Genomic DNA, 26089 nt, shown 5'->3' with positions numbered 1-26089 from the left:
GGCTTATGTCTAATATTAAAGATTGGCACAGTTGTTGCTTATTGTAAATATGGAAAGAAACTTTTTTAAGGGGCATGAAAATGTATCAATTACTGAAATTAAAGAGTAACGGATTGAAGAAAGAAGCTATCGGGTTTACAAGAGAGCTTGTAGCGATACCGAGTGTAAGCCTTAATGAAAAACAGGCAGCCGAGTTTGTCGAAAGGGGAATGAGCTACGCTGGTTTTGACAGGGTTTTCAGAGATGAATGCGGGAACGTTGTCGGGCTTATTATGGGAAGAAGTGCCGGACCTAATGTTTTGCTGTTGAGTCATCTTGATACTGTTTTGCCGCCCGATGAAAAGGCCGGGTTAGTTGAGGACGATTATCTTTATGGTTCCGGTTCAAGCGACTGCAAATCCGGAGTGGCGGCTCATGTGTTTACGGGCTGTCTGCTGAAAAGAAGCCTGCTTCCACTGAATGGCAATCTGATTGTTGCCGCGACAGTCGCGGAAGAAAACGGATGCAGCGTCGGAACGAAATGGCTGATGGAAAAAACACTTCCGCAACTTGGTCTCAAGGCTGATTATGTCGTTCTCGGAGAAACAACCGGACTCGGTCTTTATTATGGACACGATGGTTGGGTCGAACTCGATGTCAAAGTTGTCGGCAGTAATCCTTTCAAAGTAGGAGATGCAGCTGATTCGATTTTTAACGATATCGACACTATAAGCAGGGAGAATGAAAGGGAAAATTTCGACTCTTGGAAGGTAAATAAACCCTTTATAGAAGAGAACCGTGGCCTGCGGGAAGCGACAATAACTGTCGAAAGACGAATGAATCTTTCCGAAGATATGGGATATATAACCAGTCAGTTGAAGCATGAAGCAGTAATGGCCGCCAAAAACAACGGTTCGGTCGCGATAGATGTTGCGGTCAAAACCGAATTCCAAAAACTTTATACCGGTCATTCGATAGTCGTAAAGAAAATATCCAATGCGTGGTCTATCGATCCTTTCTGTCAACTGATGGAAAAGGCGAGAGGTGCCCTGAAGGCTGCCGGCTGCAAGGCGGAAGCAGGGAAATGGAAACTCGGAAGACTGGGAATGGGGACTTCGGGAAGTGTAATTCTGAATGAATTTAAAATTCCGGTTATCGGATACGGCCCCGGAGACGAAGACAGTTCTCATACGGAAAATGAACGTGTAAAAATTGACAACATAACCGAAGCGGTTTACGGAACAAGCGCGATAGTGCACAGTCTTATAGGTATTCCTGTATTTGGCTGGAGCAGCGACGAGATTTAATGAAAAAACAAACGAAAATCCTGGTTCTGAACTGCGGCAGTTCATCGCTGAAATACAGGCTGATTGAAATGCCGGGCGAAAGCGAGATTGTCAGCGGCGAAGCTCAACGAGTCGGACCGAAGACAAACGAAGCTTCACAGATAGTTTATACTCAAGGCGGCAAAACTGAAACATACATCGCTGAGATGCGGGACCACCAGACGGCGTTCAGGGAAATAATGAAGATTTTGGCCGGCGTAAAAAATTTCCAGCCGGACGCCATAGGCCACAGGGTCGTTCACGGCGGCAGGGTTTTTACTACTCATACAATCGTTACCGAAGATGTGATGAAAAACATCGAACGGATAAAAGAGCTTGCACCGATTCACAATCCGCCTTCCATTTCGCTGATTCAGGAATGCTGGAAAATTTATCCGGAGCTTCCGCAGGTAATGATATTCGATACGGCGTTTCATTCGACGATACCCGATTACGCCCGCACATACGCGATACCGAAACAATTGAGTGAAGAACTCGGTTTTTATAAATATGGATTTCACGGGACGAGTCATCAATATGTTTCGCAGGAAGCGGCCAAAATGCTCGGAATAAAACCTGAAAAGCTCAACGCGGTAAGCTGTCATCTCGGAAGCGGCGGGGCGAGCCTGTGTGCCATAGTAAATGGTGAATCAGTTGATAATACGATGGGATATTCGCCTCTTGTCGGACTGCTTATGAGTACCAGGTGCGGAGATATCGGGGCTTCGGTATTATTGAAACTGCTTGCCAATTTCGACGGAAACCGAAAGGAAGTCGAAACGCTTCTGAACCAAAACAGCGGCGTGCTCGGACTATCCGGCGTATCCGCGGATATAAGAGATATATTGCAGAGAAAAGAAAGTAAAAACGAAAATGAAGCAATGGGTCTTACCGCGAATATGTACCTGTGGCGGATTAAAAAATATCTGGGCGCATACCTGGCGGTTGTCGGTAAACCTGCGGCAATCATATTTACCGATACGATAGGCGAGACCGTGCCGGAAGTTCGCGCGGCAGTATGCAGCGATATGGAATGGTTTGGAATATCGGTCGATAACGAACGCAACAATAACTGTAACACATTTCCAAAAAATATAGCCGCTGAAAGCAGCGATGTGCAAATACTCGTTATTAAGACAAATGAAGAACTTGCCATTGCCAGGGAAAGTTTTCGGCTGCTTGGTAAAAACGAAAAGCGAGGCGAACGATGAATATACTTGTTTTGAATCCGAGCCCTGCGGAACTGGAATATTCCTTTTGCAGAATTCCGGAATATAAAATTCCGGCCGGAAAAATTCTCAAAAACTGGCAGGCGGAAGATATGTCCGAAACGATGAAGAGAATTGTTTCGGATATAAATAAATCGTTTAAAAATGAAAAAATCGAAGCGATCGCGATAAGAGCTGCGATGGGCGGAACGGAATTTAAGGCCCCCGTTATTGTAACGGACGAAGCAAGAGAAAAAATAATCAAACTCTTTCCACAGGCTCCGATGCATCTGCCTTTGGTCGTCAATCTTATAGACATCACGAAGGAAATCCTGCACGGTATTCCTGTTGTTGCGGTTTTTGATTCGGGTTTTTTCGCGAATCTTCCGCATCGCGAGGCATTCTACGGAGTCGGAAGCGATTTGTCGAATAAACTGAACCTGAGACGTTACGGCTATCACGGGCTGTTTCATAAAGCGGCGTCGGAAGAATCCGGCAAGGTAATTTCGATATGTCTTGAGCCGAGACCGGAAACTGCCGCGATTGCAGATGGACGTGCGCTAATGGTAACAAGCGGTGCGACTCCTATAGAAGGAATACCCGGGCAAAAAAGCTGCGGCGATATCGACGCAAGTATAGTCCTGGCACTTTCCGAAAAAAAAGGATGGACCCCGGAGCAAATCAATATCGAGCTGACTGAAAAAAGCGGCATCAGGGGGCTTGCCGGTAAGAATGTTACCATCGCGGAAGTTTTCCGAAGCGAAGATAAAAAAATAAAATGTGTCGCGGAGATAATTTTCTATAAAATCCTTATTGCCTGCGGAATGGCGGCAGCTGCGATGGGCGGAGTTGACAGAATAGTCTTTTCGGGCAGATACGCCGAAGAGACTGCTGACATTATAAAGGAAAAACTGGAAAAGAAATTGAAAGGTTTCTGCAAAAGAAATAAAAGCAAAATAAAATGGACAGCTTTTAAAAAAACCATTAACGAGATAATTGCCGAAGACGCATTGATAACGATTTTGAAAAACAAATAATAATACCACGATAAAACCATATATTTTACCTGTCGGGTTTCCGGTTCAGCTTTACGGCACGGGCCGGAAACCTGTTTTGTTTCCACTTTTTGCAGTTCCGAATCCTTATTTATATGCGATTGTGCTGTCTGACAGGCCGTGTCATAATTTTCTGCCGGGAATGTGCGGGGTTGACAATCGGTGTTTTTGTGGATAAAACAGGACATAACAGGACAGAATATGGCAGATGGAACACACAAAAATACGGCGGTTGAGCAGCTTGGCGGTCGCATAATAAAGGCGGTCGGCAATTGCGGCAGGTTCGCAAGGTTTCAGGTTGAATCGCTGGTTGCTTCTGTCGCGGCGTTTTTCAAGCCGGCGACATATCCGCTGATTTGGGAGCAGATGCTTGCCATCGGCGTCCGCTCTGTTCCGGTCGTGGCAATAACTGGGGCGTTTGTTGGAATGGTGCTGGCGATACAGGCGTACGACCAGTTGGCCGGTCTTGGAATCGAGGAACATCTCGGAGTGCTGATAAATCTGTCGGTTGTTAAGGAGCTTGGGCCGGTGCTTGCGGCGGTGATGCTTGCAGGAAGAGTCGGCGGGGCGCTGACGGCAGAGCTTGGAACAATGAACGTGACAGAACAAATACTCGCCGTCCGAAGTATGGGGACAAATCCAATCCGATACCTTGTCGCGCCGCGACTGATAGCGTGCCTGCTGCTTACGCCGGTGCTGATTATCTATGCGGACTTTCTGGGTATAATAGGCGGGTATCTAATCAGCGTTCCATATCTCGGAATAAACAGTACGGCGTACTGGAGCTTCAGTGCCGACGGGGTCGAACTTTGGGATATTACAATCGGTATCGCAAAAGGATTTTTCTTCGGCGCGGCAATCGCGGGTATGAGCTGCTATAAGGGGTTCCACTGCAAAGAAGGCGCACAAGGCGTCGGCGAAGCCTGCACTGAAGCGTTTGTCGGGAGCTTTATTCTAATACTGGCAATCGATTTTATTCTTGTCGTGATATTCAAAGCTCTTTACTCGTCAGTATGGCCGTTCAGAAGTCTGCTTTAGAGAAGGTAAAAAAGTGCAAAAAGAAATCGAACCCGGAGACGGGATAATAGTATTGAAAGGACTCAGTAAGAGGTTCGGCAAACTTGCCGTGCTCGACGATATTTCGCTCGCATTCGAAAAAGGCAAAACGACAGTGATAATCGGGCCGAGCGGATGCGGCAAAACGGTTCTGATAAAACATATAATAGTTCTGCTGCGGCCGAGCGACGGGGAAGTTTATTTTCAAAATCAAAGAATCGATAACCTCGACGAAAAGGAACTTGAAAGCGTGAGGACTCAAATGGGGTTCCTGTTCCAGGGCGGGGCATTGTTCGACAGTCTTTCCGTACAGGAAAATATAATGTTTCCTGTAAAACAGCATATTCATAAAAAACACCAGAATAAACTCGACGAACTTACGAAAGTAAAACTGTCAATGGTCGGGATGGACGGGTTTCAGGAATATTATCCGGCGAAACTGTCCGGCGGACAGAAAAAAAGAGTGGCGCTGGCACGGGCAATCGCACTTAATCCGGAAGTGATTCTTTACGATGAGCCGACAACGGGACTTGACCCGATACGGTCGGATATAATCAACGAATTGATTTTGAAACTGCAAAAGGAACTTGGCATTACGAGCATCGTGGTAACACACGATATGAAAAGCGCATATAAAATAGCCGACAGGATAATAATGCTGCATAACGGGAAAATACTCATCGACGGCAGCGCCGAGACAATCAAAAACAGTACGCTGCCGCTTGTTCAGCGATTTGTCAGCGGGCAGGTGAGCGCGACAGATTTGAACTCGCTACAGGTTTCGTTCGAGGATATAAAAAATAACGGCACGCAGTAATTTCGTTAAGCGTATTTAGTTGCAATTTTTAGTTTTTAATTGCGGAGCCGCCGAGAGCAGAATTTTTGAAAATTAAAAAGAATAGAGGGAAATGAGTATTGTTATGATAGGCATCGTTTGAAAAAATAAAATATTTTAAAGAGAGAGCCCAATGGAACCGTTTAATAAGCCGTTAAGAGAGATTAAGGCGGATGACATAAATGTGATTATTGAAAATAAAATTCCGGAAGATAGAGGTCTGGACTATAAAAGGGAACTGCCGCCAGAAACACCCGCCGGTAATAAAGAACTGCTTAAAGATATCAGCGCATTTGCTAATACAGTTGGCGGCTATCTTGTTTATGGTATTGATGAAGAAAAAGGTGTGCCAATAAAAGTGTATGGAGTAAAAATCGAAGATTTCGATAAATTCAAACAGCGTTCTGAGAATTTGCTCAGAACAGGGGTTGCTCCTGTTATTAGAGGCGTTGATTATCATCAGGTAGATGTTGGTGGATTGAAAAAAGTTGTGATTATAAAAATACCCAGAAGTATCGCAAGACCTCATGTTGTGCGAATTGATAACTATTTTCGTTTTCATGGCAGAAACTCCAGTGGAGTACACCAGCTCGAAATAGAAGATTTAAGAAGAGCGTTTCTGGAATCGGAGACACTTGCCACAAAAATTAGAAACTTCAGAAACGACAGACTTTCTGCAATTTCAACAAATGAAACATTTGCGCCATTGGTATCGGGTGCAAAAATCGTATTACATATAATACCGGATTCATCCTTTGAGATTGGTAAGAAATATAATTTAGGGGAGAATTGTTCTTCAAGTTTTCCGCCAAGTTATAGCATTGGCGGCTATAACAGCAGAATAACATTTGATGGAATGATGACTTATTGGCCGGACTTACAAGGAGTCTATTGTTACACTCATATTTTTAATAATGGAATATTAGAGCGTGTAGATGCCAATATGCTCATAGGTTCCGATAAGAAGATAATACCACCAAGTTATGAAGAAGAAATGATAGCGCTCTTAAATAATTATCTTGGCTCATTCAAAAGATATCAGATTGAATTGCCAGCATGGATATGTTTGTCATTGATAGATATCAAAGGTTATGTAATGGGAACGGAAGCGATTCGATGGCATAAGGCGGTTCCATCCATTACTCAAGACGAGTTAAGTATACTGCCAATAAGGATTGAGAGTTACGATTTACCAGTAGACGAAATTTTGAAACCGGCATTTGATTCGGTTTGGAATGCTTGCGGCTATGAAAAATGCCCAGGTTATGGTAAAGACGGGAAATGGCAGAGGTATTTTTAGAATAATAATCTGTGCCATTAAAAAATAATGAGAAAAAATGGAAAAGGCAAAAACGGCCTGTAAAAATGCAGGGATGAATCCCGATGACCATTTTGCGCGTACGCGCAAAATGGTCAAAACCGACAAGGGAGATAATCGTAAAGCCACGTAAGAATTTTGAGTTGTTACACCATTTTCCTGATATCGGGGAAATGGTATGTTTCTGAACAAGACGGTCTTTCGATGCAACAGACGGTCAGTTAAACAGATAAAAGTTGAATATGTGAAAAAAAATGGTATTTTGGCGCAAAAGAAACGCCCCCTTACGGGAGCGTAAGCCCGAAGATGCTATCTTCGGGGGAGTTTCATTTTTATATACTATAGATAATATCGGCTTGTTCGTCAAGTTATTTTAGGGAAATATCCATAAAATGGCAATAACCGTAACAAAAGTCATAACTTATGTGGATGGTTTTAATCTATATTTCGGCCTTAGGGCCGGCAATTTTAAGCGGTTTTACTGGCTCAACATAAAAGCGATGGCTCAAAATCTGTTAAAGGGAAATCAGCAACTGGTGGCAACTAAATATTTTACCACTCGAATATCAGGCCCGTCGGATAAAAGAATAAGACAAACCACTTTTCTTGAAGCACTGGAAACTTTGAGCGATTTTGAAATATATTATGGTCACTACTTAAGCAAGCCGATCATCTGCAGAAATTGCGGAGATAGCTGGCCGAGATTTGAAGAAAAAATGACGGATGTCAATATTGCGACAGAGATGCTTGTTGATGCTTTTGGCGACAAGTTTGACACTGCTCTGCTTATTTCTGCTGATAGCGATTTAGTCAGACCGGTCGAGACGATAAAAACAATGTTTCCACAAAAAAGGGTAATTGTATTTTTCCCACCTAACCGCTCTTCCGCAGCATTAAAGGCAGTTGCAAATGATCAGTTGTCCATCGGTCATGGGCTTCTTGCAAAATGTCAATTTCCCGATAAAGTTATCAAAGCAGATGGATACGTATTGCAACGACCCTCAGAATGGCGATAAACTATGAAATTGCTATATCTGCATAAGAAAAACCGGGATATTTATATAATCTACAGGTAAAAGATGACCAGTAAAAATTCACAACAAATTGCAGATGAGCTTTCGCATCTAATTAAAGGCGAATGCTTCGCTGATATTTTTACCCGCGTTGTGTTCAGTACCGACGCGAGCATATATCAGATAATGCCGCTGTGCGTTGCTGCGCCGAAAAACGCCGACGATGTAACCGCTGTTGTAAAATACGCTTATCAAAACAATATACCGGTGGTTGCGCGCGGGGCCGGAAGCGGACTCGGAGGCGAATCATTGACCGGCGGAATCGTACTCGATACTACCCGATTTATGAACAAAATCATCAGCACGAATTCAGACGGCAGCGTTGTCTGCTGCGAGGTCGGAGTAGTACTGGACGATTTGAATAAACATTTGGCCAGGTACGGCAAAAAAATCGGGCCGGACCCGTCAAGCGGAAACCGCGCGGTAATCGGCGGAGTAGTCGCAAATAATTCCACCGGCGCACATTCGCTAAGCTACGGTTATATCGCAAACTTCGTCGAAAAAATAAAAGCGGTTATGGCGGATGGAAGAACGCTTGAGTTTGTAAATAATGTCGGCAGCGGCGAAAAAAAAATATCAAAAGACTGCTTCGACCTGCTGAGCACAAACGCCGAACTTATTAACAGGGTTCAGCCTGAAACAAAACGAAATCACAGCGGATATAATATCGCAGGTATTATTCACAGCGGCAGGATAGATATGGCAAAGCTGCTGGCAGGGTCGGAAGGGACGCTGGCGGTATTTACGGAAGTTACGCTGCGGACGGTCGATATACCGAAAGTTTCGGCGGTTGTTCAGTTCGAATTCGATTCGCTCGATAAGATGGCGCGGGCTGTTCCGCTGATTGTCGATTGCGGCGCGGCGGCGTGCGAATTGATGGGGCAGGATTTGATAAAAATCGCAAGGGACGCGTTCGAACAATACCACGACATTCTCAATCCCAATTCTGTCGCAAGTCTTCTTGTCGAATACACAGGCAATACAGATGAAGAGGTTAAAGAAAAAATAGAAAAGACAGTTTCAGCGGTCGGCGGATTGTGCTACGACAAAAAAATCGTATTTGACCCGGCGGTGCAGAAGAGACTGTTTAAATGCCGTAAGGACGCGGTTCCGCTATTGAGCAGGAAAAAGGGCCTGAAGCAGCCGATACCGTTTATCGAAGATGTTTCGGTCGATAATAAAAAACTCGCAGAGTATCTGGCGGGTCTGGAGAAAATCGGCGAAAAGTATAAAGCCGATATGGTTTATTACGGACACGCCGGCGACGGAGAGATTCACGTTCGGCCGTATTTGGATTTGTCCGACCCGGCGGATGTAAAAAAAATGACGGATATAGCCGATGAGGTTTTTTCTCTTGCGCTGTCATACGGCGGCTCGCTGAGCGGCGAACACGCCGACGGTTTGATTCACGCGGCGTTTATGGAAAAACATTTCGGCAGGGAATATTGCGATATTCTTAAAAAGCTTAAAAAGATATTCGACCCTAAAGATATTCTTAATCCGGGTAAAATCATTAGCGACGATGCCGATATAATGACGCAAAACCTGCGCGGCGGAAATAAAATCATCGACGAAAAAACAAAGACGCATCTGAATTTCAGGCCGGATGAGTTTAAGTTCGAGCTTATTCAGTGTACCGGCTGCGGAGCGTGCAAGAGCACCGATTCGGCGCTTCGGATGTGCCCGGTGTTTCGGGCGACCGGAAACGAGATGGATTCCTCGCGGGCGCGGGCGAATCTGCTTGCGGCCTGGGCGAAGGGAATTATTACGGAAAATGATTTCGAGTCGGAGGCATTCAGGGAAATTCTTGCGACGTGTCTTAACTGCAAGGCCTGCGTGATTGACTGCCCATCGGGCGTCGATGTTTCAAAAATGATGATGGAAGTCCGGGCGAGACTTGCGAAAAGACGCGGATTGAGCAGGGCGGCAAAGGTTCTGTCGTCCAATCGATATATGAGTATTCTCGGTTCGGCTTTTTCGCCGATAAGTAATATGGTTATGAGTCTTGCGCCTGTGAAATCGGCCATGCAGGCTCTGTTGGGTATCGACAAGAGAAGGCCGATGCCGAAATTCGGATTTTCGAGCTTTATCAGGAAGGCGAAAAAATATCTGGCCGCTCAGCCGAAGCTGGAAAAGCCGATTGATAAGGTTGCGTACTTTACGGATACTTTTGTAAATTACAACGACCATGAACTTGGTTTTGCCGTAATAAAATTTTTGCGGGCCAATAATATAGATGTGATTATTCCCAAACAAAGGCCCGCTCCGCTGCCTGCGGCGGTTTACGGCGATATAAAGACAAGCAGAAAGGATTTGCGGTATAACGTCAAATATCTTTGTGAGGCTGTAAAGGGCGGATATAAAATAATCTGTTCTGAGCCGAGCGCGGCATTGTGCCTTAAGGAAGATTTGAGATTTTTTGTCGATAGTCCGGAAGCAAAAATTGTTTCGGGAAACACGTTTGAGTTTTTCGATTATTTGAAAAATCTTATGAAAGAAAATAAACTCAACCCCGCCAAGGTCCACCTGCCGGGGATTAAAATATTGGCGGGGCTAACCGACAAGAAGTATGTTCATCATACGCCTTGTCATCTTATTGCGCTGGAGAGGACGCCGGCGTCGCTGGAGGTTTTGAAGCAGCTTGCTGGTATAGATGTAAAAGAACTTAACGGCGGATGCTGCGGAATCGCGGGGACATTCGGAATGCAGAAGAAAAATTACGATATGTCAATGCGAATCGGCGAAAAGCTTGCCGAGAAAGTAGCCGAATCGAAAGCGGATGTCGTTCTTACCGAGTGTTCTACCTGTCAAATGCAGATAGAACAATTAACGGGCAAAAAAACCGAGCACCCGATTAAGATATTGGCACAGGCTTTCGGGCTGATAAATTAACAACAAATGAACCCCGCACCGTACAAGGTGCGGGGCAGGCACTAATTGACACAAATTTGTTAAACGCTGATTCTTTCTTGTTTGTATTTTATACTGGAATGGTTAAACTGTATATTGAGTAAAAAAAGTAATTTATTTGCTGTCTTATATGGAGAGTTTAATTATTGTTCGACAGAAAAGATAAGGAGAAATCATGAACCAACGACCATTACTCATTGTTCTTATCGCGTTTGTGCTACTGACAGTCCACGACTTGTTTGCTCAAGAGGAGGCTATTCAAACTCCAATGCCTTCGGTCACGCCAATTCAAGTGCTTGGGGACAAAGTCGAAGTCCTTGAGGAGATAAACACCAAAATACTGAATACCATATACTTCGCCCTCGGCAGCGTGGGGGCTATAATGCTGGCAATAGTTGGCCTCAACTTCTTCCAGAACTTCTCGCTCAACAATCGTAAGATAGATTCCATCAAGGCCGAGATAGAGGCTACAGCCCGCGCTAGCCGCGAGGAAGAAGTAAACGCAATAAAGAACACCTTCATGGATTTTACCAAAAAGGCCGAAGAGAAACTGGACGAAGCCACTAAAGCGATCGAGTCTCGATTGGAGAAGAAGTACGATGCGATAGAATATCGACTGGACAAAGCGTTTAAGGGACTGAAGGACCAGGTAGAAGAATTGAACAGGGATCTTCTTATTACCAAGGCGTTTGAATATAAGAAGACGGGCCAAATGGGATACATCTTGAATCTTATCAACGTTCTTGAGAATGACATCAAAAAGGACTGGGGATGGCGTATCGTAGACACCTTGACGAAGCTAATGGAATGCCTCGATTCATCCTCACCAAACCCAGATGCCCTGGTCTCGCTTCAACGTGCTCTTAATCAGCTCAAACCAGAGTACAAAGTACAAAAAGAGAGTATAGAGTCTAAGATGAAGAAAAATAAATGAACTTGGTGCTGTAGTTGGTACCGTAGGCATCACAGTCGCTCAGAATTACTAGCACGAGCAAGTTGCGTAGAGTAAAAAGCTAAAGCCGAACAATGAGGTGGAGCTTGTGTTTTCGGTAGAAACGAAAACACAAGCTCCACCTCCTGTGTTCAACAGTCAAAATAGGGATAGAGAACATTGCTTCATCCGACCTTAGGCAAGATATTGCCTTTTTATGTCTAGTGAAAAATAAGTCAGTGAAATCCGTGGAGCCCTTCTACGCCGAGGCTTCCTCCTCCGCTAAAGCTTCTGAGGACAAGACGAAGGGCAAGTCCATGGTTAAAAACGAAAATCATTGTAAATTTTTTGAATTGTTTTACAATTATGGTATGACAGACGAGTTAAAAGAAGCCGTTCTATATAAGGCGCTTGAAAACGCGAAGGTCCGATGCAATCTGTGCAACTGGCGATGTGTTATAAGCGAAGATTCTCTGGGGCATTGCGGCGTTCGTAAAAACATCGGCGGGAAATTATATTCACTCAACTATCACAAACTCTGTTCGGCCAATCCGGACCCGATAGAGAAAAAGCCGTTATTTCATTTTTTGCCGGGCAGCAAAAGTTTTTCAATCGCTGCGCCGGGCTGCAATTTTCAGTGCGACTTTTGTCAGAACTGGCAGATAAGCCAGATGGCAATCGAGGGAAGTCAAATTGATGGGCAGCCAATGGAGCCGGGAAAAATTGTGGACTTTGCGATTAAGGCCAAGTGCAAAAGTATGGCGTACACTTATACCGAGCCGACAGTTTTTATGGAGTTCGCGGCAGATTGCGGGAAAATCGCGAAACAAAAAGGCCTTGCCAATATTTTTGTTTCCAACGGTTTTATGACGACCGAAGCGATTGATTTCGCATCCGAATGGCTCGACGGGATAAATGTGGATTTGAAGGCGTTCAGTGAAGAATACTATAAAAATCTCTGCAGGGCGAAACTGAAACCTGTTTTGGATACGATAGAATACATCGCTCATCATACGAAAATATGGATGGAGGTAACGACTCTTATTGTGCCGGGGCAGAACGATTCGGATATCGAGTTGAAACAAATTGCGGAGTTTCTTGTCAATACCTGCGGGCCGGATGTTCCCTGGCACATCAGCAGGTTTTATCCGCAGTATAAATATTCCGAGATGCCTCCGACGCCGGGGGCGACTTTGCAGAGGGCCTATGATATCGCCAAGGCGACGGGTCTGAGATATGTTTACATCGGGAACCTTCGAACAATAAAAGGTGAAAATACGTACTGTCCGAGGTGCGACTGCCTGCTGATAGGGCGCGAGGGGTTTTATGTGCTTAAAAACAGGGTCGAAGAGGACTGCTGCCCGGACTGTGGAGAAAAAATAGCGGGTTTTGAGCTTAACAATACCCTTAATAGTTAAAAAAAGATAATTGTTGTTTATAGTCCATAATGGTGGTAGTATAATTCGGGTATGTATTAAATCAGAATTGTCGCATTATGCGGGCGCTGAAAAGAGTAATCGCCTGAGAATAATAGCAGCTTCAACACCTATCATTAACGACATTCTCTTATAGTACTAAAGCTTTATTAAGTTAAATTAAATTAAGGTATTTATGCAGACCAATAATATACCCGATTTGAAAATCGGGAATTTAACGATTAATCCGCCGATAATACAGGGCGGAATGGGAATCAGGGTATCCGAAGCGGGGCTTGCTTCTGCGGTCGCCAATACCGGCTGCGCCGGAGTTATCGCCAGTACGGGAATCGGTCTGTTTGAGGATCTCAGCGGAAAGGATTTGTGGACTTTTAACGGCGAATCCCTGAGAAACGAAATCAGAAAAGCAAGAACTCTTACCAAAGGAATCATCGGCGTTAATATAATGGTCGCTCTTACCGATTATGAAAATCTTGTCAAGATATCGGTTGAAGAAAATGTCGATATGATAATTTGCGGTGCAGGTCTGCCGCTGGAGCTGCCTAAATTCCTCAACGGAAAAGATATTAAACTGATTCCGATAGTTTCATCTGTCAAGGCGATGGAACTTATCTGCAGAAGATGGAAAGGCCGATATAACAAGCTTCCCGATGCCGTGATTGTCGAAGGCGTCAAAGCGGGCGGTCATTTGGGCTATTCAGCCGAGAGTCTGGCTGACGGAACAGCTATGACACTTGAACAGATAGTCAAAGAGGTGATTGAGTTTGCCAATACGTTCGAGCCGAAGATACCGGTTATCGCGGCGGGAGGAATTTTTGACGGCGCAGATATAGCGCATTTTCTCAGATTAGGCGCGGCAGGAGTTCAAATGGCGACTCGGTTTGTCTGCACGGACGAATGCGATGCTCATGAAAACTTTAAGCAGGCCTATATAAATGCCGGCCCGAATGATATAACAATTATAAAAAGTCCGGTCGGACTGCCGGGCAGGGTTATCAATAGCCCGTTTGTGGAAAAAATTAAACAGGGGCTGACTGTGCCTTTCAAGTGCGTTTATAAATGCCTCAGAACCTGCGACCCCAATAAGGCGCCGTACTGCATAGCCAAAGTTTTGTCAAACGCTTCGAAAGGTAAACTGGACGAATCTTTCGTGTTTGCCGGCTCAAACGCCTATAAATGCACCGAAATTATACCTGTAAAAGTGCTTGTCGATAAGCTGGTTGAAGAATTAAAGCAGGCGCTTTCCACAGAAAAACAACAATGCCCCAGTGCAAAATAGCTGCCAAAATCTATTGTGAACGAATCCCGCACCTTCCAAGTATTCCCAAAGGCATAAGTTTTTGGATAATCGAAAAAAATAACTTGCATATTGGATAAACTCACTGGAAAATTGAATAAAAAGAAGGTGCGGGATGAAAATTATAGCAGACGAGAATATACCGTTTGTAAAGGAATGTTTCAGTTCGGCCGGGGACTGTTTAACAATTCACGGCCGGACGATCACTCGTGAAATTTTAAAAGACGTCGATGCGCTTTTAGTGCGTACCATTACAAAAGTCGATAAGGACCTGCTCGACGAGACAAATGTAAAATTCGTCGGCACAGCGACAATCGGCTTCGAACATGTCGACCTCGAATACCTCGCATCGAGAAAAATCGGTTTCTCATCGGCGCCTGGCTCGAACGCCAATTCAGTCGCGGAATATGTCGTATCGGCACTTTTAAATCTTGCCGATAAATACAAATTAGATATTTCAAAAAAATCAATCGGCATCGTCGGAGTTGGAAATGTCGGCAGTAAAGTAGAAAAAAAAGCAAAAGCGCTGGGAATGAAAGTTGTCCTCAACGACCCGCCGCTGAAAAGAAAAACCGGCGATGAAAAATACCGGCCGATAGAGGAAATTTTAAATTGCGATATCGTAACGCTGCATACGCCGCTGACTAAAGAGGGAATCGATAAAACTTTTCATTTGGCCGATGAGAAATTTTTCGCGGCCCTGAAAAAAGGAGCGATTTTTTTAAATACCTGCCGGGGCGGAGTACACGATACTATGGCACTGAAAACCGCTATAACTTCCGGCAAAACAAGAGCTTGCGTACTTGACGTATGGGAGGAAGAGCCGAATATCGATGTCGAGCTTTTGAAAATGGTCGATTACGGCACGCCGCATATCGCAGGCTATTCTTATGACGGCAAGGTCGCGGGTATGGTTATGATTTATGAGGCGTTCTGCATGCACTTCGGAATCAAGTCGAAGTTCAACATTAATAATTTTTTGCCGCCATCGCAGATTGAAAGAATTGTTATCAACGAGCAGGAGGAAAACCCATTATCGGCGGCAGTGAATATGCTCTACGACATAAGAATAGATGATGAAAAATTGAGACGGATAACGGAAGCTCCTGCCGGAACAGGCGGGGCGTATTTCGACGGCCTGCGGAAAAATTATCACGTCCGCAGAGAATTTCAGAATACAGTCGTTTCAATAAAGGATGAGAAACTTAAAACTATATTTGAGGGTATAGGGTTTAAAACTGATGGCCACAGAGAATAAATTTTATTTTAGCCACAGAGCATCCCGATGCGTCGGGACTTCCGCTTCGCTTCAGCAGAGAACACAGAGATATATTTTTTTATATACAGTGTAAATCCGTGTCTAATCATACAGTGTTAATTGGCGTCTAATTTTGAGAGGTAAGATTATGAAAAAGCTTTTGATTTTGGCATCTATTCTGGCAATGTGTTCGGTTGTTTGGGCAGAAGAGAAAAAAGCCGCAGAGCCGGAAAAAGAGAAACCTGACTATCGCAGCGTTATTGTCAACGCCTGGCTTGTAAAGGTTGACGCAGATGCCCTGGCTAAATCCGGCGTAAAGCCATTATCGGAAAAAGACAAAGAAAATGTTTCAGTAATGAATCTGATTTGGTGCCTTGGTGAGCCAAACAGCGGCAGTATCACAGCTTCTGCAGCAACTCGCGCTATGGTTAAGACGGAAGTTGAGAATGTATTCACTAATGAAACATATTTCGGCGATTCGACAGAATCTTTTGTTGGCGATAGCTCAAGACCAATAACGTCACGAACCTATCGTTCTTATGGTCAAAAAGTAGAATTCTGGACACGTTCAAGCATTTTGGGAAATAAGCAGGTATATGTGGAGTGGTCATTTAAGTCCAAATTTATATATAGCAAAATTGAGAATAAATGCCCGCCGGATAGCAGTTCTGTTGATTATCGAAATATAACTGTTGTCCTTGCTCAAAAGCCTGTTATTGTTGCCCAGACACAAATCGGCAATGATATGTTCTTTCTTGTGCTTAGGGCAGAGATTGTCGAGTAATGCAGGATAAGGATAAAGATATTTTGATATGGCCGGTTGGGAAAATGGATTTTTCCGCCGGCTGTATCATAATGGGCGTTCTGAATATTACGCCTGATTCGTTCAGCGACGGCGGTGATTTCCTCGATACTCAAAAAGCTGTCGCCGGTGGTATCAAAATGGAGCAGGAGGGAGCAGCGATAATCGACATCGGCGCCGAATCCACCCGCCCCGGCTCAAAACCAGTTTCCGCAGAAGAGCAAATCAAAAGAGTTATTCCGGTTATCGAAAAACTTGCCGGCAAAATAAAAATCCCGATAAGTATCGACAGTAAAAATTTTGAAGTTACGAAGGCGGCCCTCGAAGCAGGCGCTTCGATAATAAATGATATAACCGCTTTAAGCGACGACAGAACCGCGCAGCTTGCGGCGGAGAAAAAAGTACCGGTAATACTTATGCATATTCAAAACAATCCCGAAACAATGCAGAAAGAGCCGAAGTATAAAGATGTCGTTGGTGAGGTTCTCGATTATTTATTGGATAGAGCATCGGCCGCACAAAAGGCAGGTATTGAAAAAGAGAAAATCTTTATCGACCCCGGCATTGGGTTCGGCAAAACACTCGAACATAATCTTGAGCTCCTGCGAAACATCGATGTTTTTGTAAACAGTGGTTTCAGAGTTTTGCTCGGTGCCAGCAGAAAGAAATTTATCGGGATACTGACAGGTAAAGAGGAGCCGAAGGACAGAATTTTCGGAACTGCCGCGACAGTTGCTTTGGCCGCGGCGGCGGGCGTTTCAATTGTGCGTGTTCACGATGTCGCCGCGATGGCTGACGTGGTTAAAGTCGCAAACAGACTTGGGAAAGTTATTCTATAGTTGACAGGCAAAGAGTTGCTCGCTATTTTATCGGGGTGGAGAGTCATCAACGTGCTTAGCATCGCGTTAAATGAATATATTAAATAATACTGCTAAAACAGGGGATTTAAAATGAAAAAAGAAAAAGATAAAAAGAAAGAGGAAAAACTAACTACCGCCTTTGGAATTCCTGTTGCCGACGACCAGAACAGCTTAACGGCCGGTGAGCGAGGGCCAATATTGATGCAGGATGTTCACCTGCTGGAGAAGCTGGGCCATTTCGACCGCGAGCGAATTCCTGAACGAGTCGTGCATGCAAAGGGAGCCGGAGCATACGGCTATTTCGAAGTTACTGCCGATGTAACCAAATACACCAAAGCCCAATTTCTCTCACAAGTCGGCAAGCGCACCGATGTCTTTGTTCGTTTCTCTACCGTTGGCGGCGAAAGAGGTTCCGCAGACGCTGCGCGGGACCCGCGCGGATTCGCGATAAAATTTTATACCGACCAAGGCAACTACGACTTAGTAGGCAACAACACGCCGGTATTTTTTATTCGCGACCCGCTCAAGTTTCCCGACTTCATACACACGCAAAAACGGAATCCGAAAACCAATCTTCCGGATGCTGATATGTTTTGGGATTTTCTGTCACTTACGCCGGAATCCATTCATCAGGTTACAGTCCTCTTTTCCGACAGGGGAACGCCCGCCACATATCGAAATATGAACGGTTACAGCAGCCACACATTCAAGTGGTATAACGATAAAGGCCAGTACTTTTGGGTACAGTACCATTTCAAAACCGACCAGGGCATAAAAAATCTGACCCGGGCCGAATCAACACGGCTCAGCGGCGAAGACCCCAATCATGCCACCCGCGATTTGTTCGAGGCTATCGAGAAAAAAAATTATCCTTCATGGACGCTCGAGATGCAGATTTTGACGCCGGAAAAAGCTAAAAATTTCCCATGGGACATTTTTGATATTACAAAGGTATGGCCGCATGCGGAAGTCAAGCCGATTAAAATTGGCAAATTGGTTTTGAATCGCAATCCGGTTAATTATTTTGCGGAAGTCGAACAGGCGGCTTTCTGCCCGGGGAATATGGTTCCCGGCATCGCACTTTCACCGGACAAGATGCTCCAGGCAAGGGCGTTTTCTTATCACGATACACACATTCACAGACTCGGGCCAAACTATCACCAGATACCGGTCAACGCTCCGAAACACGCTCCCGAAAAAAGCTATCAGCGTGACGGCTTTATGCAGGTCAACGGCAACGGCGGGGACGGGCCAAACTACTGGCCGAATAGCTTCGGCGGACAAGCTCCAGACCCGACAGCCGCAGAACCTGCTTTCGACATCTCCGGCCAGGCGGACAGATTCCCGTTCACTTTTCCTAACGACGATTTCGTTCAGGCCGGCAATCTGTATCGCAAAGCAATGTCAGACAGCGACCGCAGCAATCTCGTTGGCAATATTGTGGACCATTTGGGCAAAGCACAAAAGCGTATCCAGTTACGGCAAACAGCTCTGTTTTTTAAGGCAGACGAAGATTATGGCAGTCGCGTAGCCAAAGGGATGGGTCTTGATATAAATGAGGTTAAGCGACTGGCAAAAATGTCTGACGAAGAAAGGGCGAAAGCTACCGAAAAATAAATCGCTTCCTGACTTTTTGGACGTAATTGATATCGCCGCGATGGTTGATGTGGTTAAAGTCGCAAACAAACTGCGAAAGACGTGAGCAGTTTTTAATTACAGATAGCTTAGCCACAAGTTACACTTATTTCATTGATTTTTACTAATCCCGACCCTGTAAGACGATAGACAAAACGAGTTGCGTCACCGCAGCCATCTCATCAGGGTCATTGCGAGGCTTGCCCGCCGCAGGCGTGGCCGCTTCAGCCGCGGCAATCCCATCTTCTGCCTTTTGACCTGTTTTCCCTTGCTTATCCGTATGCCGCAGAATATACTTTTACATAATAAAAATCGAGGTTTTGAAAGGTGGAGTAAATGAGAAAACTAATTCTCGTATTAGCTTGCGTTATTATTGCTGGTTGTACATCTAGCAACAAAAGAATCCTGCCAGAGAATAAGAATATAAAAGCAGTTTTGATTCCTTTTGAGGATGCACAAAACAAACCTGGTAGTGGGAGGATTTTTTCAGTAGCATTCAAGAGTGCTTTGGCAAAAATTTCATCAAAAGAGAAAGTGCCTTATATTTTCCTCTCAACTCTTGATCTGAATCATGCGATTAAACAACTTCAATTGCAACAAACAGATTGGGAAGATCCCAATAAGCGTCATGAGATTGCAAGACAGGCGGGAGCCAATGTAATCATTACAGGTCAAGTTACTGTTTGGAATAAGGGCGATTTGTTTAAATATGCAATGGTTGGTTTTGCAGCAGAGTGTGTTTCGCTGGATACAGGCAAAATTCTTTGGAATATATTTGAAACCAATAATACTGGGGGATGGTCAGTTGAAGAGAGAACTCCAGAATATGGAGCCAAAAAAGTTGCTGAGAAAGGAATTAAAACAATAGTTGAGAAACTATGAATAATGATTTCTTGATATTAAACAAAAGAGAAAAATCAAGGAGTGAAACAATGAATAAATATGCAAGATGTGTAATTTTATTACCAATGTTCTTTTTATACGGCTGTTATTCAATAAATAACAGCCGATTGCATGTTCTTGATCAGAAGCTCTCATATGAAAATAAAAAGAATGTGGGATTAGTATACAAAGATCATAATTTGAAGTTAGATCAAATAGATGCCATAGCTTTACAGCCAATAGATGTGAATTTGGGATCGATGAAGAAAGTAGATTCTAAATTAGAAGATCAGGCCAAAAAGTTTGCTTCAGATTTAGAGGTAGATTTGACCGCAGCAATACCCCAGAAAACATTATTCAGCGTAATTTCTGCTGGTGAAGTTGTACCGGAAACTTTAAGAGTAGCTAACTTGAGCATTGTGGTTACTGAATTTTACCCTGGCAACGGTGCAATGCGTTATATTATTGGCTGTGGAGCAGGTTCAACAAAAATACAAATGGAAAGCAAGCTAACCAGTAAACAAGACGAGCTGCTTATGGCACTTGGAAGTAGAAAGGATCACAATGGAAATCCGACTCTTGGGCTTAACGTCTCATCAGTATCAAACGACTATACTGATAGAGAAATTAGAAAGCAGTTTGTGGAAATGATGACCAAGTTATTACGTGGTGAAGAGCTTAAAAATAAAAAAGTTAAAAAAAGTAAGAAGTAGATTTCAATAAATTAGGCTGATTATCTTGGAGTGCAGATACCCGGTTCGCCACACTTTTACTGCTCGGCATTGGTGCGATGATAATTAAGAAAAAGCTGTGTAACTGTGTAAACACAAAAAGATAAACTATAAAGGGGAAAAATGAGCCACAAAAAAATTGAGAAAGCAATAAATAAGTGGTTTGAGGGCACTCAGAAACTAATAACTGAAGTGTCGTCCAGAGATAAGAGCCATAGCTTATTATTTTGTGCTTTTGCTATAACAGTAATGAAAACATATTGCCGTGCGGCAGTACTTTTACTTGATGAAGGTTTTAAATTACCCGCAATGGCACTAATAAGGGTCATTTCTGAGTTCTTTATAAAATTTCTTTGGTGTGTAGTGAGCCCTGACGATGAAAATGAAATCCATAATAGGTTACGAAGATGGGATAGAAATGCAGGCAATGAGAAAATAAACTTATACAACGGCTTACTTGAATTAGAAGAAGGAGTATTAAACAAAGAAGACTTAAAGAAAATAAAAAAGTTGAAAGAACAACTTGAAAGAACTGTCAAAGGCTATAACGCAAAAAAAGAAAGGTTAAGAATTACCGGTAAGGGTGGTCTATTTGAGAGTACATCAAATATTTTTGGCGGCAATGTTTCAGCAATTTTATACTCACAGTATTGTCCCGCTGTCCATATCGATCCTTTGATACTAAGCAGCCTGAAACAAGGGGAGATAAATGATGATACAAATGAAAATTTGGGGGATCTAAAAATGAGATGCTTGAATTTTGCTTACATGTTCTTGTTATCGGTTCATGTAAAAAAGAACTGGGGCAAAGAAGCAATAGAGCAGGAGTACAATTCTTTAATTGATGATTTGTCAACCAAAGATTGATGTGGTATTTTTCTCTGTGTCCCTGTGGTGAAATTAATTTTATCCTTCGTGTTTCTTCAACTCTTCGTGGTGAATAATTAAATCAATATCATCAGCGTAATCTGCGATTTTAAAAATTTGTATCTCTGTGACCTCTGTGTTCTCTGTGGCTTTTCTATTTGTATGGATTCGTAGTTTCAATTACGTTCATCGTAAAACGATAGGCGAAACGAGTTGCGCCACCGCAGCCGCTTTACGGTTATCAAATGTTGGAAGTTAAAATTATATTTGTGCCTTAGTGCCTTTGTGGCTACGCTGCGGCCTTACTCTGGTATATACATTATCCGAGCCTGTCCGACAAGATAAAAACTGCCGGTGATACAGACGAGGTCTTCTCTGCCGATAGCTGCCGAGGCGATTCGCAGGGCCTCTTTGAGGCTCAGCGCCGTCTGACACATCTTGCCGCAGATTTCGGTGTACATATCCGCAAGCTCCTGCGGGTAAACGGCCTTTGGCGAATTGCTGCGAGTGAATATCACTTTGTCGGCTCCGTACTGGAGCTGTTCGAGCATTCCTCTAACGTCTTTGTCCTGACCGCAGCCGAAGATAACAATCATGGAATCGTACGGCACGTGCTGGCCGATGGCCTGGACAAGCGCACGGATACTTGCGGCGTTGTGAGCGCCGTCAATCAGGATGCGCGGGTCGTTGTGGATTATTTCCATTCGGCCGGGCATTTTTATTTCTTTCAGGCCGCTGATTGCTTTGGCGTCGTCTATCTTTAAGCCGCCGACTTTGAGGGCATCGAGCATCGCTATCGCAAGACCGCAATTCATCGCCTGGTGTTCGCCGGGAAGCGGAACTCTAAGATGTTCGAATTTGCTCGTAGGAGTCGTCAGGCATATTCGGTTATGTGGACCGTGTTCGCGCGACGATTCGAATCGATATGAAAAGTCGATATCTTTGCCTGTAACCGTGAATGGCGCCTTGACGGCCAACGCCTGTTTCTTAAGTTCGCGCATCGCCATCGGGTCCTGAGGAACGCTTATCACGGGAATACCTTTTTTTATGACGCCGGCTTTTTCCTTTGCTATGCAGTCGATAGTTTTGCCGAGGAGGTTCTGATGGTCGATACTGATATTCGTTATTCCGACCACAGCCGGTTCAATTACGTTTGTGCTGTCTAATCTGCCGCCGAGGCCCGTTTCGATAACCGCAATGTCAACTTTTTTGTCCACAAAATACAAAAACGCTATCGTCGTGAATATCTCAAAAAATGTCGGCTGGTCTGTTTTTGCCATTTTTTCAACGGGAGCATATATGCGGTTAATCAGACCCAGAAGTTCCGAATCGGATATTCTTTTGCCGTTAATTTCTATTCTCTCGTGCAGATTGACGACATGGGGCGATGTATAAAGCCCGACCGAGTAGTCATTAGCCTGCAGCATCCTCGCCAGCATCGTCGCCGTTGAACCTTTGCCCTTCGTGCCGGCGATATGAGCGCAGGCGAGTTTTTTGTGCGGATTGGCTACCAGAGACAAAAGCTTTTCCATCCGCTCAAGACTGAAAGTCGTAATATTATAGCGCAGGCGGCTCTGCTTTTCATAGTCCGTCCGCGTGAACAGGTATTCAAGTCCCTGCTTTATCGTGCGAAACTGCTTCGAAGCTTTTACCGGCGAGGTCTTACCTAACTTCTCAGCCTTCTTAGTTGTGCTTGTGTGGGTAGCCATAGCCCCTCAAAATACCAATAAAATATCATGAAGTCAATTTATAACCGCTTATCATAAATAACAGAATTGATTGTCCTGTTATGCTTCTTTTTTAAGTGTTTATAATACATATAGTTACAATCGAAAAATCGTACATAATTTAATTCGTTTTTCTTTAATAGTTCAAGATTGTTTAAGTCCATTTTAACTCAATTTCTGTTACTTTTTTATTGAAATTCAACAGTTTCTTTATTATTTTTAGGTCTAAACTGGATAAAAGAGTCACAAAATATTCCATCCGAGAGGAGGAAATTTGGCAGGCCACTCAACCAATATACGCGACTGGCTGAAGATTGTTCGTTCCGAGGGGATAGGACCAGTTATTTTCGGACGTCTTCTCGAACGTTTCGGCACCGTAGAAGCGATTCTTTCGGCTTCGGCAACCGGCCTGGCACAGGTCGAAGGCGTCGGGCGAATAATAAGCGAAAAAATCATCCGCTCAAGAAACAGCTTCGATGCCGAAAAGGAAATCGCACTGGCCGATAAAAACGGGGTATGTATCATCAATATTTCAGATGACCGGTATCCGACATTATTGAAAAAAATCTACGACCCGCCGGCGGTGCTTTATGTCAAAGGCGAGATTGTAGCCAGCGATAACCTGGCTGTCGCAATCGTCGGGTCGCGCGGATGCAGCCATTACGGAAGCGAACAGGCATCGAGGTTAGCGCATCTTTTGGCATCGGCGGGAATCACTATCGTTTCGGGAATGGCAAGGGGTATCGACTCGGCTGCGCACAGCGGAGCATTAAGCGCAAACGGAAGGACAATCGCGGTGCAGGGATGCGGCCTTGCGAATATTTTTCCGCCGGAGAATAAACAGCTCTTCGAAAAAATCTGCGCAAACGGCGCCTGCGTAAGCGAGCTGCCGATGGAATACGAACCATTAGCGGAAAATTTTCCGCCTCGAAACAGAATTATCGCAGGACTTTCACTTGCGACAATTGTTGTCGAGGCGATGCCGAGGTCAGGTGCGCTTATAAGCGCACGGGCGGCGATGGAAAACGGCAGAGAAGTAATGGCCGTTCCCGGCAGAGTAGATTCGCCGCTTTCGAAAGGGCCGCATAAATTAATTAAAGAAGGAGCGAAACTTGTCGAGTCGGTTGAAGATGTAATTGAAACTTTGGAATTTCTGCAAAAAGATTTCGCAGAGCATTTGACCAAGGCCGCAAAACAGGCGATTGAAAAGGCCCAGATGCCGCTGTTCGACATTTCAAAATTGAATTTGACAGATATTGAGAAAAAGATTTTCGATTGCCTCGATAGCGAGCCGGTTCATATTGAAGAGATAATAAGCCAGACTGAAATTTCGGCAGGGAAGGTCAATGCTGCTTTGGTTTCGATGAGACTGAAAGGAATCGTGAAACAATTGCCGGGTAATTATTTTTGCCGTAAGGCATCCCATAGGGAGTAAAAAGATAATTCACCACGAAGGATGGAAGAAGCACGAAGAAAAATTTAATTTCACCACCGAGCCACAGAGCTCACCTGCCTTCGCTAAAAGCTACGGCAAGGCAGGCAGAGGTCACAGATATTTTTAGACACGGACTAACACTGTTTGTTTCAGCAAATAATTTTGTGCTCTCCATCAGGAGTCCATAGGACAAAGCAACGGCTTTGCTCAAAGCGAGCTTTTGTGCCAGCCATTATGCGTTGTCCACAGACTGACAAGGTCGGCCTTTGCTGAAACAAAAGATGCGACCACTATACTCGTATGCAGTATACTACATACGAGTATAGTACCGGAAGATTTTTTATGTTAAGGATTTTTTTATTAATGGTTTAAGGGGATAAACGATGTTAAGTTTTTCGTAAATGTAAAATCTTAATATTTATTTTCTTTTGAATTTGCTGCCAGGAGAGGGTTTCGTTCAGGCCGAAGGCTTTTGCGGTTGCGGCTTGCACTCCATCTTTAAGCGCACGGATGCAATTGTCTATACAGGGGCAGAACCGGCTGATGAAGCCGGCCAAAAGATAATCGCCGCAGCCGACAGTATTGTAAACATCATATTTTTTGCCGATATATTTGGCGGAAAGAACAATTGTTTCCGCTTTAAGTATTTTTTGGGGAACGCCTTTGCAATGTTCGGGGATAAATTCGCCCGAGCTGTGAGAAAAAATAAGCATTGCGCCTTTTTCGCCGCGGCTGACGAGGATAAACTTAACTTTAGTCAATAATTTTTTCGCGGCGGAGATTATCGCGCGTTCTTCATTTTTGATTTTCTTTCCGACTAATTCGCCAAGCTCCTCGATGTTCGGCTTGATAAGAAACAGGCCGCCTTTTGCGACTATTCTTTTTAAGACAGGGCCGGAAGTATCAACGATAACAGACACGGCCTTTTTCTTTGCAAATTCAACCAACTCAATCGCTTCGTCCGGCATTGCGCCTGAGAAGATACAGATACTATGCTTTATGATAATTTTCTGCAAATCCCGTTCTAACAGTTTCGTCGTTTTTCCATTTGCCAAAGTACTTTTGCTGCGAAGGTGCATCTGGCGTTTATTCGCGGTGTCTATAATTGTTATATTTTCACGGGTTGAGCCGGGGACTTTGGTGAGACGAATATTGATACGTGGATTCCCGCTTTCGCGGGAATGACAAAGAGAGCGGGAATGACACGTTAACGCCTGTTTCATTTGCGAAAAATCTTCGCTGCCCCAGAGGCCTGCCGCGGTGGATTCAATTTCCATCCAGGCAAGGGCCTTGTTGATATTTAATGCTTTGCCGGCTGGAGCCCTCTTTTGTGAAGAGGTTGTTTTGTGCTGGTTCCAGTTTATATCGGCGATTTCGATGGTTCTGTCCCAGCAGGGACTTAAGCCGATAGTTATAATTTCGTCTCCCATAAATTTTGGCATAAATGGGGGCTTTCAGAAAATTAAACT

The 26089-nt window shown here is 44.2% G+C and carries 21 protein-coding genes; 19 read left to right on the top strand and 2 right to left on the bottom strand.

All coding sequences use genetic code 11. The features are described 5' to 3' along the window. Positions 1–80: 80 nt before the first annotated feature. From WC496_06455 to WC496_06370, 18 genes are all read left to right on the top strand, one after another. The gene (locus tag WC496_06455; protein MFA5292661.1) at positions 81–1286 is read left to right on the top strand and encodes a M20/M25/M40 family metallo-hydrolase; all 1206 of its coding nucleotides are present in this window, start codon (positions 81–83) and stop codon (positions 1284–1286) included. Then, positions 1286–2515 carry an acetate/propionate family kinase gene (locus WC496_06450; protein ID MFA5292660.1) on the top strand — a complete coding sequence of 410 codons (1230 nt, stop codon included), beginning with the start codon at positions 1286–1288 and terminating at the stop codon, positions 2513–2515. The genes WC496_06455 and WC496_06450 overlap by 1 nt, the downstream gene beginning before the upstream one ends. Beyond that, complete coding sequence (locus WC496_06445; GenBank protein MFA5292659.1) at positions 2512–3549, top strand: hypothetical protein; 1038 nt, start codon at positions 2512–2514, stop codon at positions 3547–3549. Before WC496_06450 ends, WC496_06445 begins: the two co-directional genes overlap by 4 nt. A gap of 219 nt (positions 3550–3768) precedes the next feature. Further along, positions 3769–4605: an ABC transporter permease gene (locus tag WC496_06440; GenBank protein MFA5292658.1), complete on the top strand. Its 837-nt coding sequence runs from the start codon at positions 3769–3771 to the stop codon at positions 4603–4605. Between the two features lie 13 nt (positions 4606–4618). Continuing rightward, a complete protein-coding gene (locus WC496_06435) occupies positions 4619–5440 on the top strand; it encodes an ABC transporter ATP-binding protein (GenBank protein ID MFA5292657.1) in 822 nt (273 codons plus the stop codon). 151 nt (positions 5441–5591) lie between these two features. Then, positions 5592–6758 (top strand): ATP-binding protein, encoded by a 1167-nt coding sequence (locus WC496_06430; GenBank protein ID MFA5292656.1) that lies wholly within the window; start codon positions 5592–5594, stop codon positions 6756–6758. A 410-nt stretch (positions 6759–7168) separates the two neighbouring features. After that, the gene (locus WC496_06425; GenBank protein MFA5292655.1) at positions 7169–7792 is read left to right on the top strand and encodes an NYN domain-containing protein; all 624 of its coding nucleotides are present in this window, start codon (positions 7169–7171) and stop codon (positions 7790–7792) included. Positions 7793–7855: 63 nt separating this feature from the next. Continuing rightward, positions 7856–10741: an anaerobic glycerol-3-phosphate dehydrogenase subunit C gene (locus WC496_06420; protein MFA5292654.1), complete on the top strand. Its 2886-nt coding sequence runs from the start codon at positions 7856–7858 to the stop codon at positions 10739–10741. 193 nt (positions 10742–10934) lie between these two features. Beyond that, entirely contained in the window at positions 10935–11693 is a 759-nt protein-coding gene (locus WC496_06415; protein MFA5292653.1) for a hypothetical protein, read from the top strand. 314 nt (positions 11694–12007) lie between these two features. Continuing rightward, the gene (gene amrS, locus WC496_06410; protein MFA5292652.1) at positions 12008–13108 is read left to right on the top strand and encodes an AmmeMemoRadiSam system radical SAM enzyme; all 1101 of its coding nucleotides are present in this window, start codon (positions 12008–12010) and stop codon (positions 13106–13108) included. A gap of 193 nt (positions 13109–13301) precedes the next feature. Next, positions 13302–14405, top strand: a complete 1104-nt coding sequence (locus WC496_06405) for a nitronate monooxygenase family protein (GenBank protein ID MFA5292651.1) — start codon at positions 13302–13304, stop codon at positions 14403–14405. Positions 14406–14538: 133 nt separating this feature from the next. Beyond that, on the top strand, positions 14539–15681 hold the full coding sequence (locus WC496_06400; protein ID MFA5292650.1) for a 4-phosphoerythronate dehydrogenase: 1143 nt from the start codon (positions 14539–14541) through the stop codon (positions 15679–15681). A 148-nt stretch (positions 15682–15829) separates the two neighbouring features. Beyond that, positions 15830–16465 carry a hypothetical protein gene (locus WC496_06395; GenBank protein MFA5292649.1) on the top strand — a complete coding sequence of 212 codons (636 nt, stop codon included), beginning with the start codon at positions 15830–15832 and terminating at the stop codon, positions 16463–16465. Then, positions 16465–17322: a dihydropteroate synthase gene (gene folP, locus WC496_06390; GenBank protein ID MFA5292648.1), complete on the top strand. Its 858-nt coding sequence runs from the start codon at positions 16465–16467 to the stop codon at positions 17320–17322. The genes WC496_06395 and folP overlap by 1 nt, the downstream gene beginning before the upstream one ends. 111 nt (positions 17323–17433) lie before the next feature. Further along, entirely contained in the window at positions 17434–18960 is a 1527-nt protein-coding gene (locus WC496_06385; protein MFA5292647.1) for a catalase, read from the top strand. 354 nt (positions 18961–19314) lie between these two features. Beyond that, entirely contained in the window at positions 19315–19860 is a 546-nt protein-coding gene (locus WC496_06380; protein ID MFA5292646.1) for a hypothetical protein, read from the top strand. A 50-nt stretch (positions 19861–19910) separates the two neighbouring features. Then, on the top strand, positions 19911–20573 hold the full coding sequence (locus tag WC496_06375; GenBank protein ID MFA5292645.1) for a DUF4410 domain-containing protein: 663 nt from the start codon (positions 19911–19913) through the stop codon (positions 20571–20573). A gap of 141 nt (positions 20574–20714) precedes the next feature. After that, positions 20715–21458 (top strand): DUF5677 domain-containing protein, encoded by a 744-nt coding sequence (locus WC496_06370; GenBank protein MFA5292644.1) that lies wholly within the window; start codon positions 20715–20717, stop codon positions 21456–21458. A 302-nt stretch (positions 21459–21760) separates the two neighbouring features. Here the strand turns inward: WC496_06370 and WC496_06365 are convergent, their stop codons facing one another. Further along, complete coding sequence (locus WC496_06365; protein ID MFA5292643.1) at positions 21761–23167, bottom strand: folylpolyglutamate synthase/dihydrofolate synthase family protein; 1407 nt, start codon at positions 23165–23167, stop codon at positions 21761–21763. A 292-nt stretch (positions 23168–23459) separates the two neighbouring features. Between WC496_06365 and dprA the strand changes: the two genes are divergently transcribed. Further along, positions 23460–24620 (top strand): DNA-processing protein DprA, encoded by a 1161-nt coding sequence (dprA, locus tag WC496_06360; GenBank protein ID MFA5292642.1) that lies wholly within the window; start codon positions 23460–23462, stop codon positions 24618–24620. Positions 24621–25006: 386 nt separating this feature from the next. Here the strand turns inward: dprA and WC496_06355 are convergent, their stop codons facing one another. After that, positions 25007–26062: a PfkB family carbohydrate kinase gene (locus tag WC496_06355; protein MFA5292641.1), complete on the bottom strand. Its 1056-nt coding sequence runs from the start codon at positions 26060–26062 to the stop codon at positions 25007–25009. Between the last annotated feature and the right edge of the window lie 27 nt (positions 26063–26089).

The organism is Phycisphaerae bacterium (genome assembly GCA_041652575.1).
Classification (GTDB): Bacteria; Planctomycetota; Phycisphaerae; order Sedimentisphaerales; family UBA12454; genus UBA12454.
The sequence above is the reverse complement of the archived record's forward strand: the minus strand, read 5'-3'. Positions and strand labels throughout refer to the sequence as shown.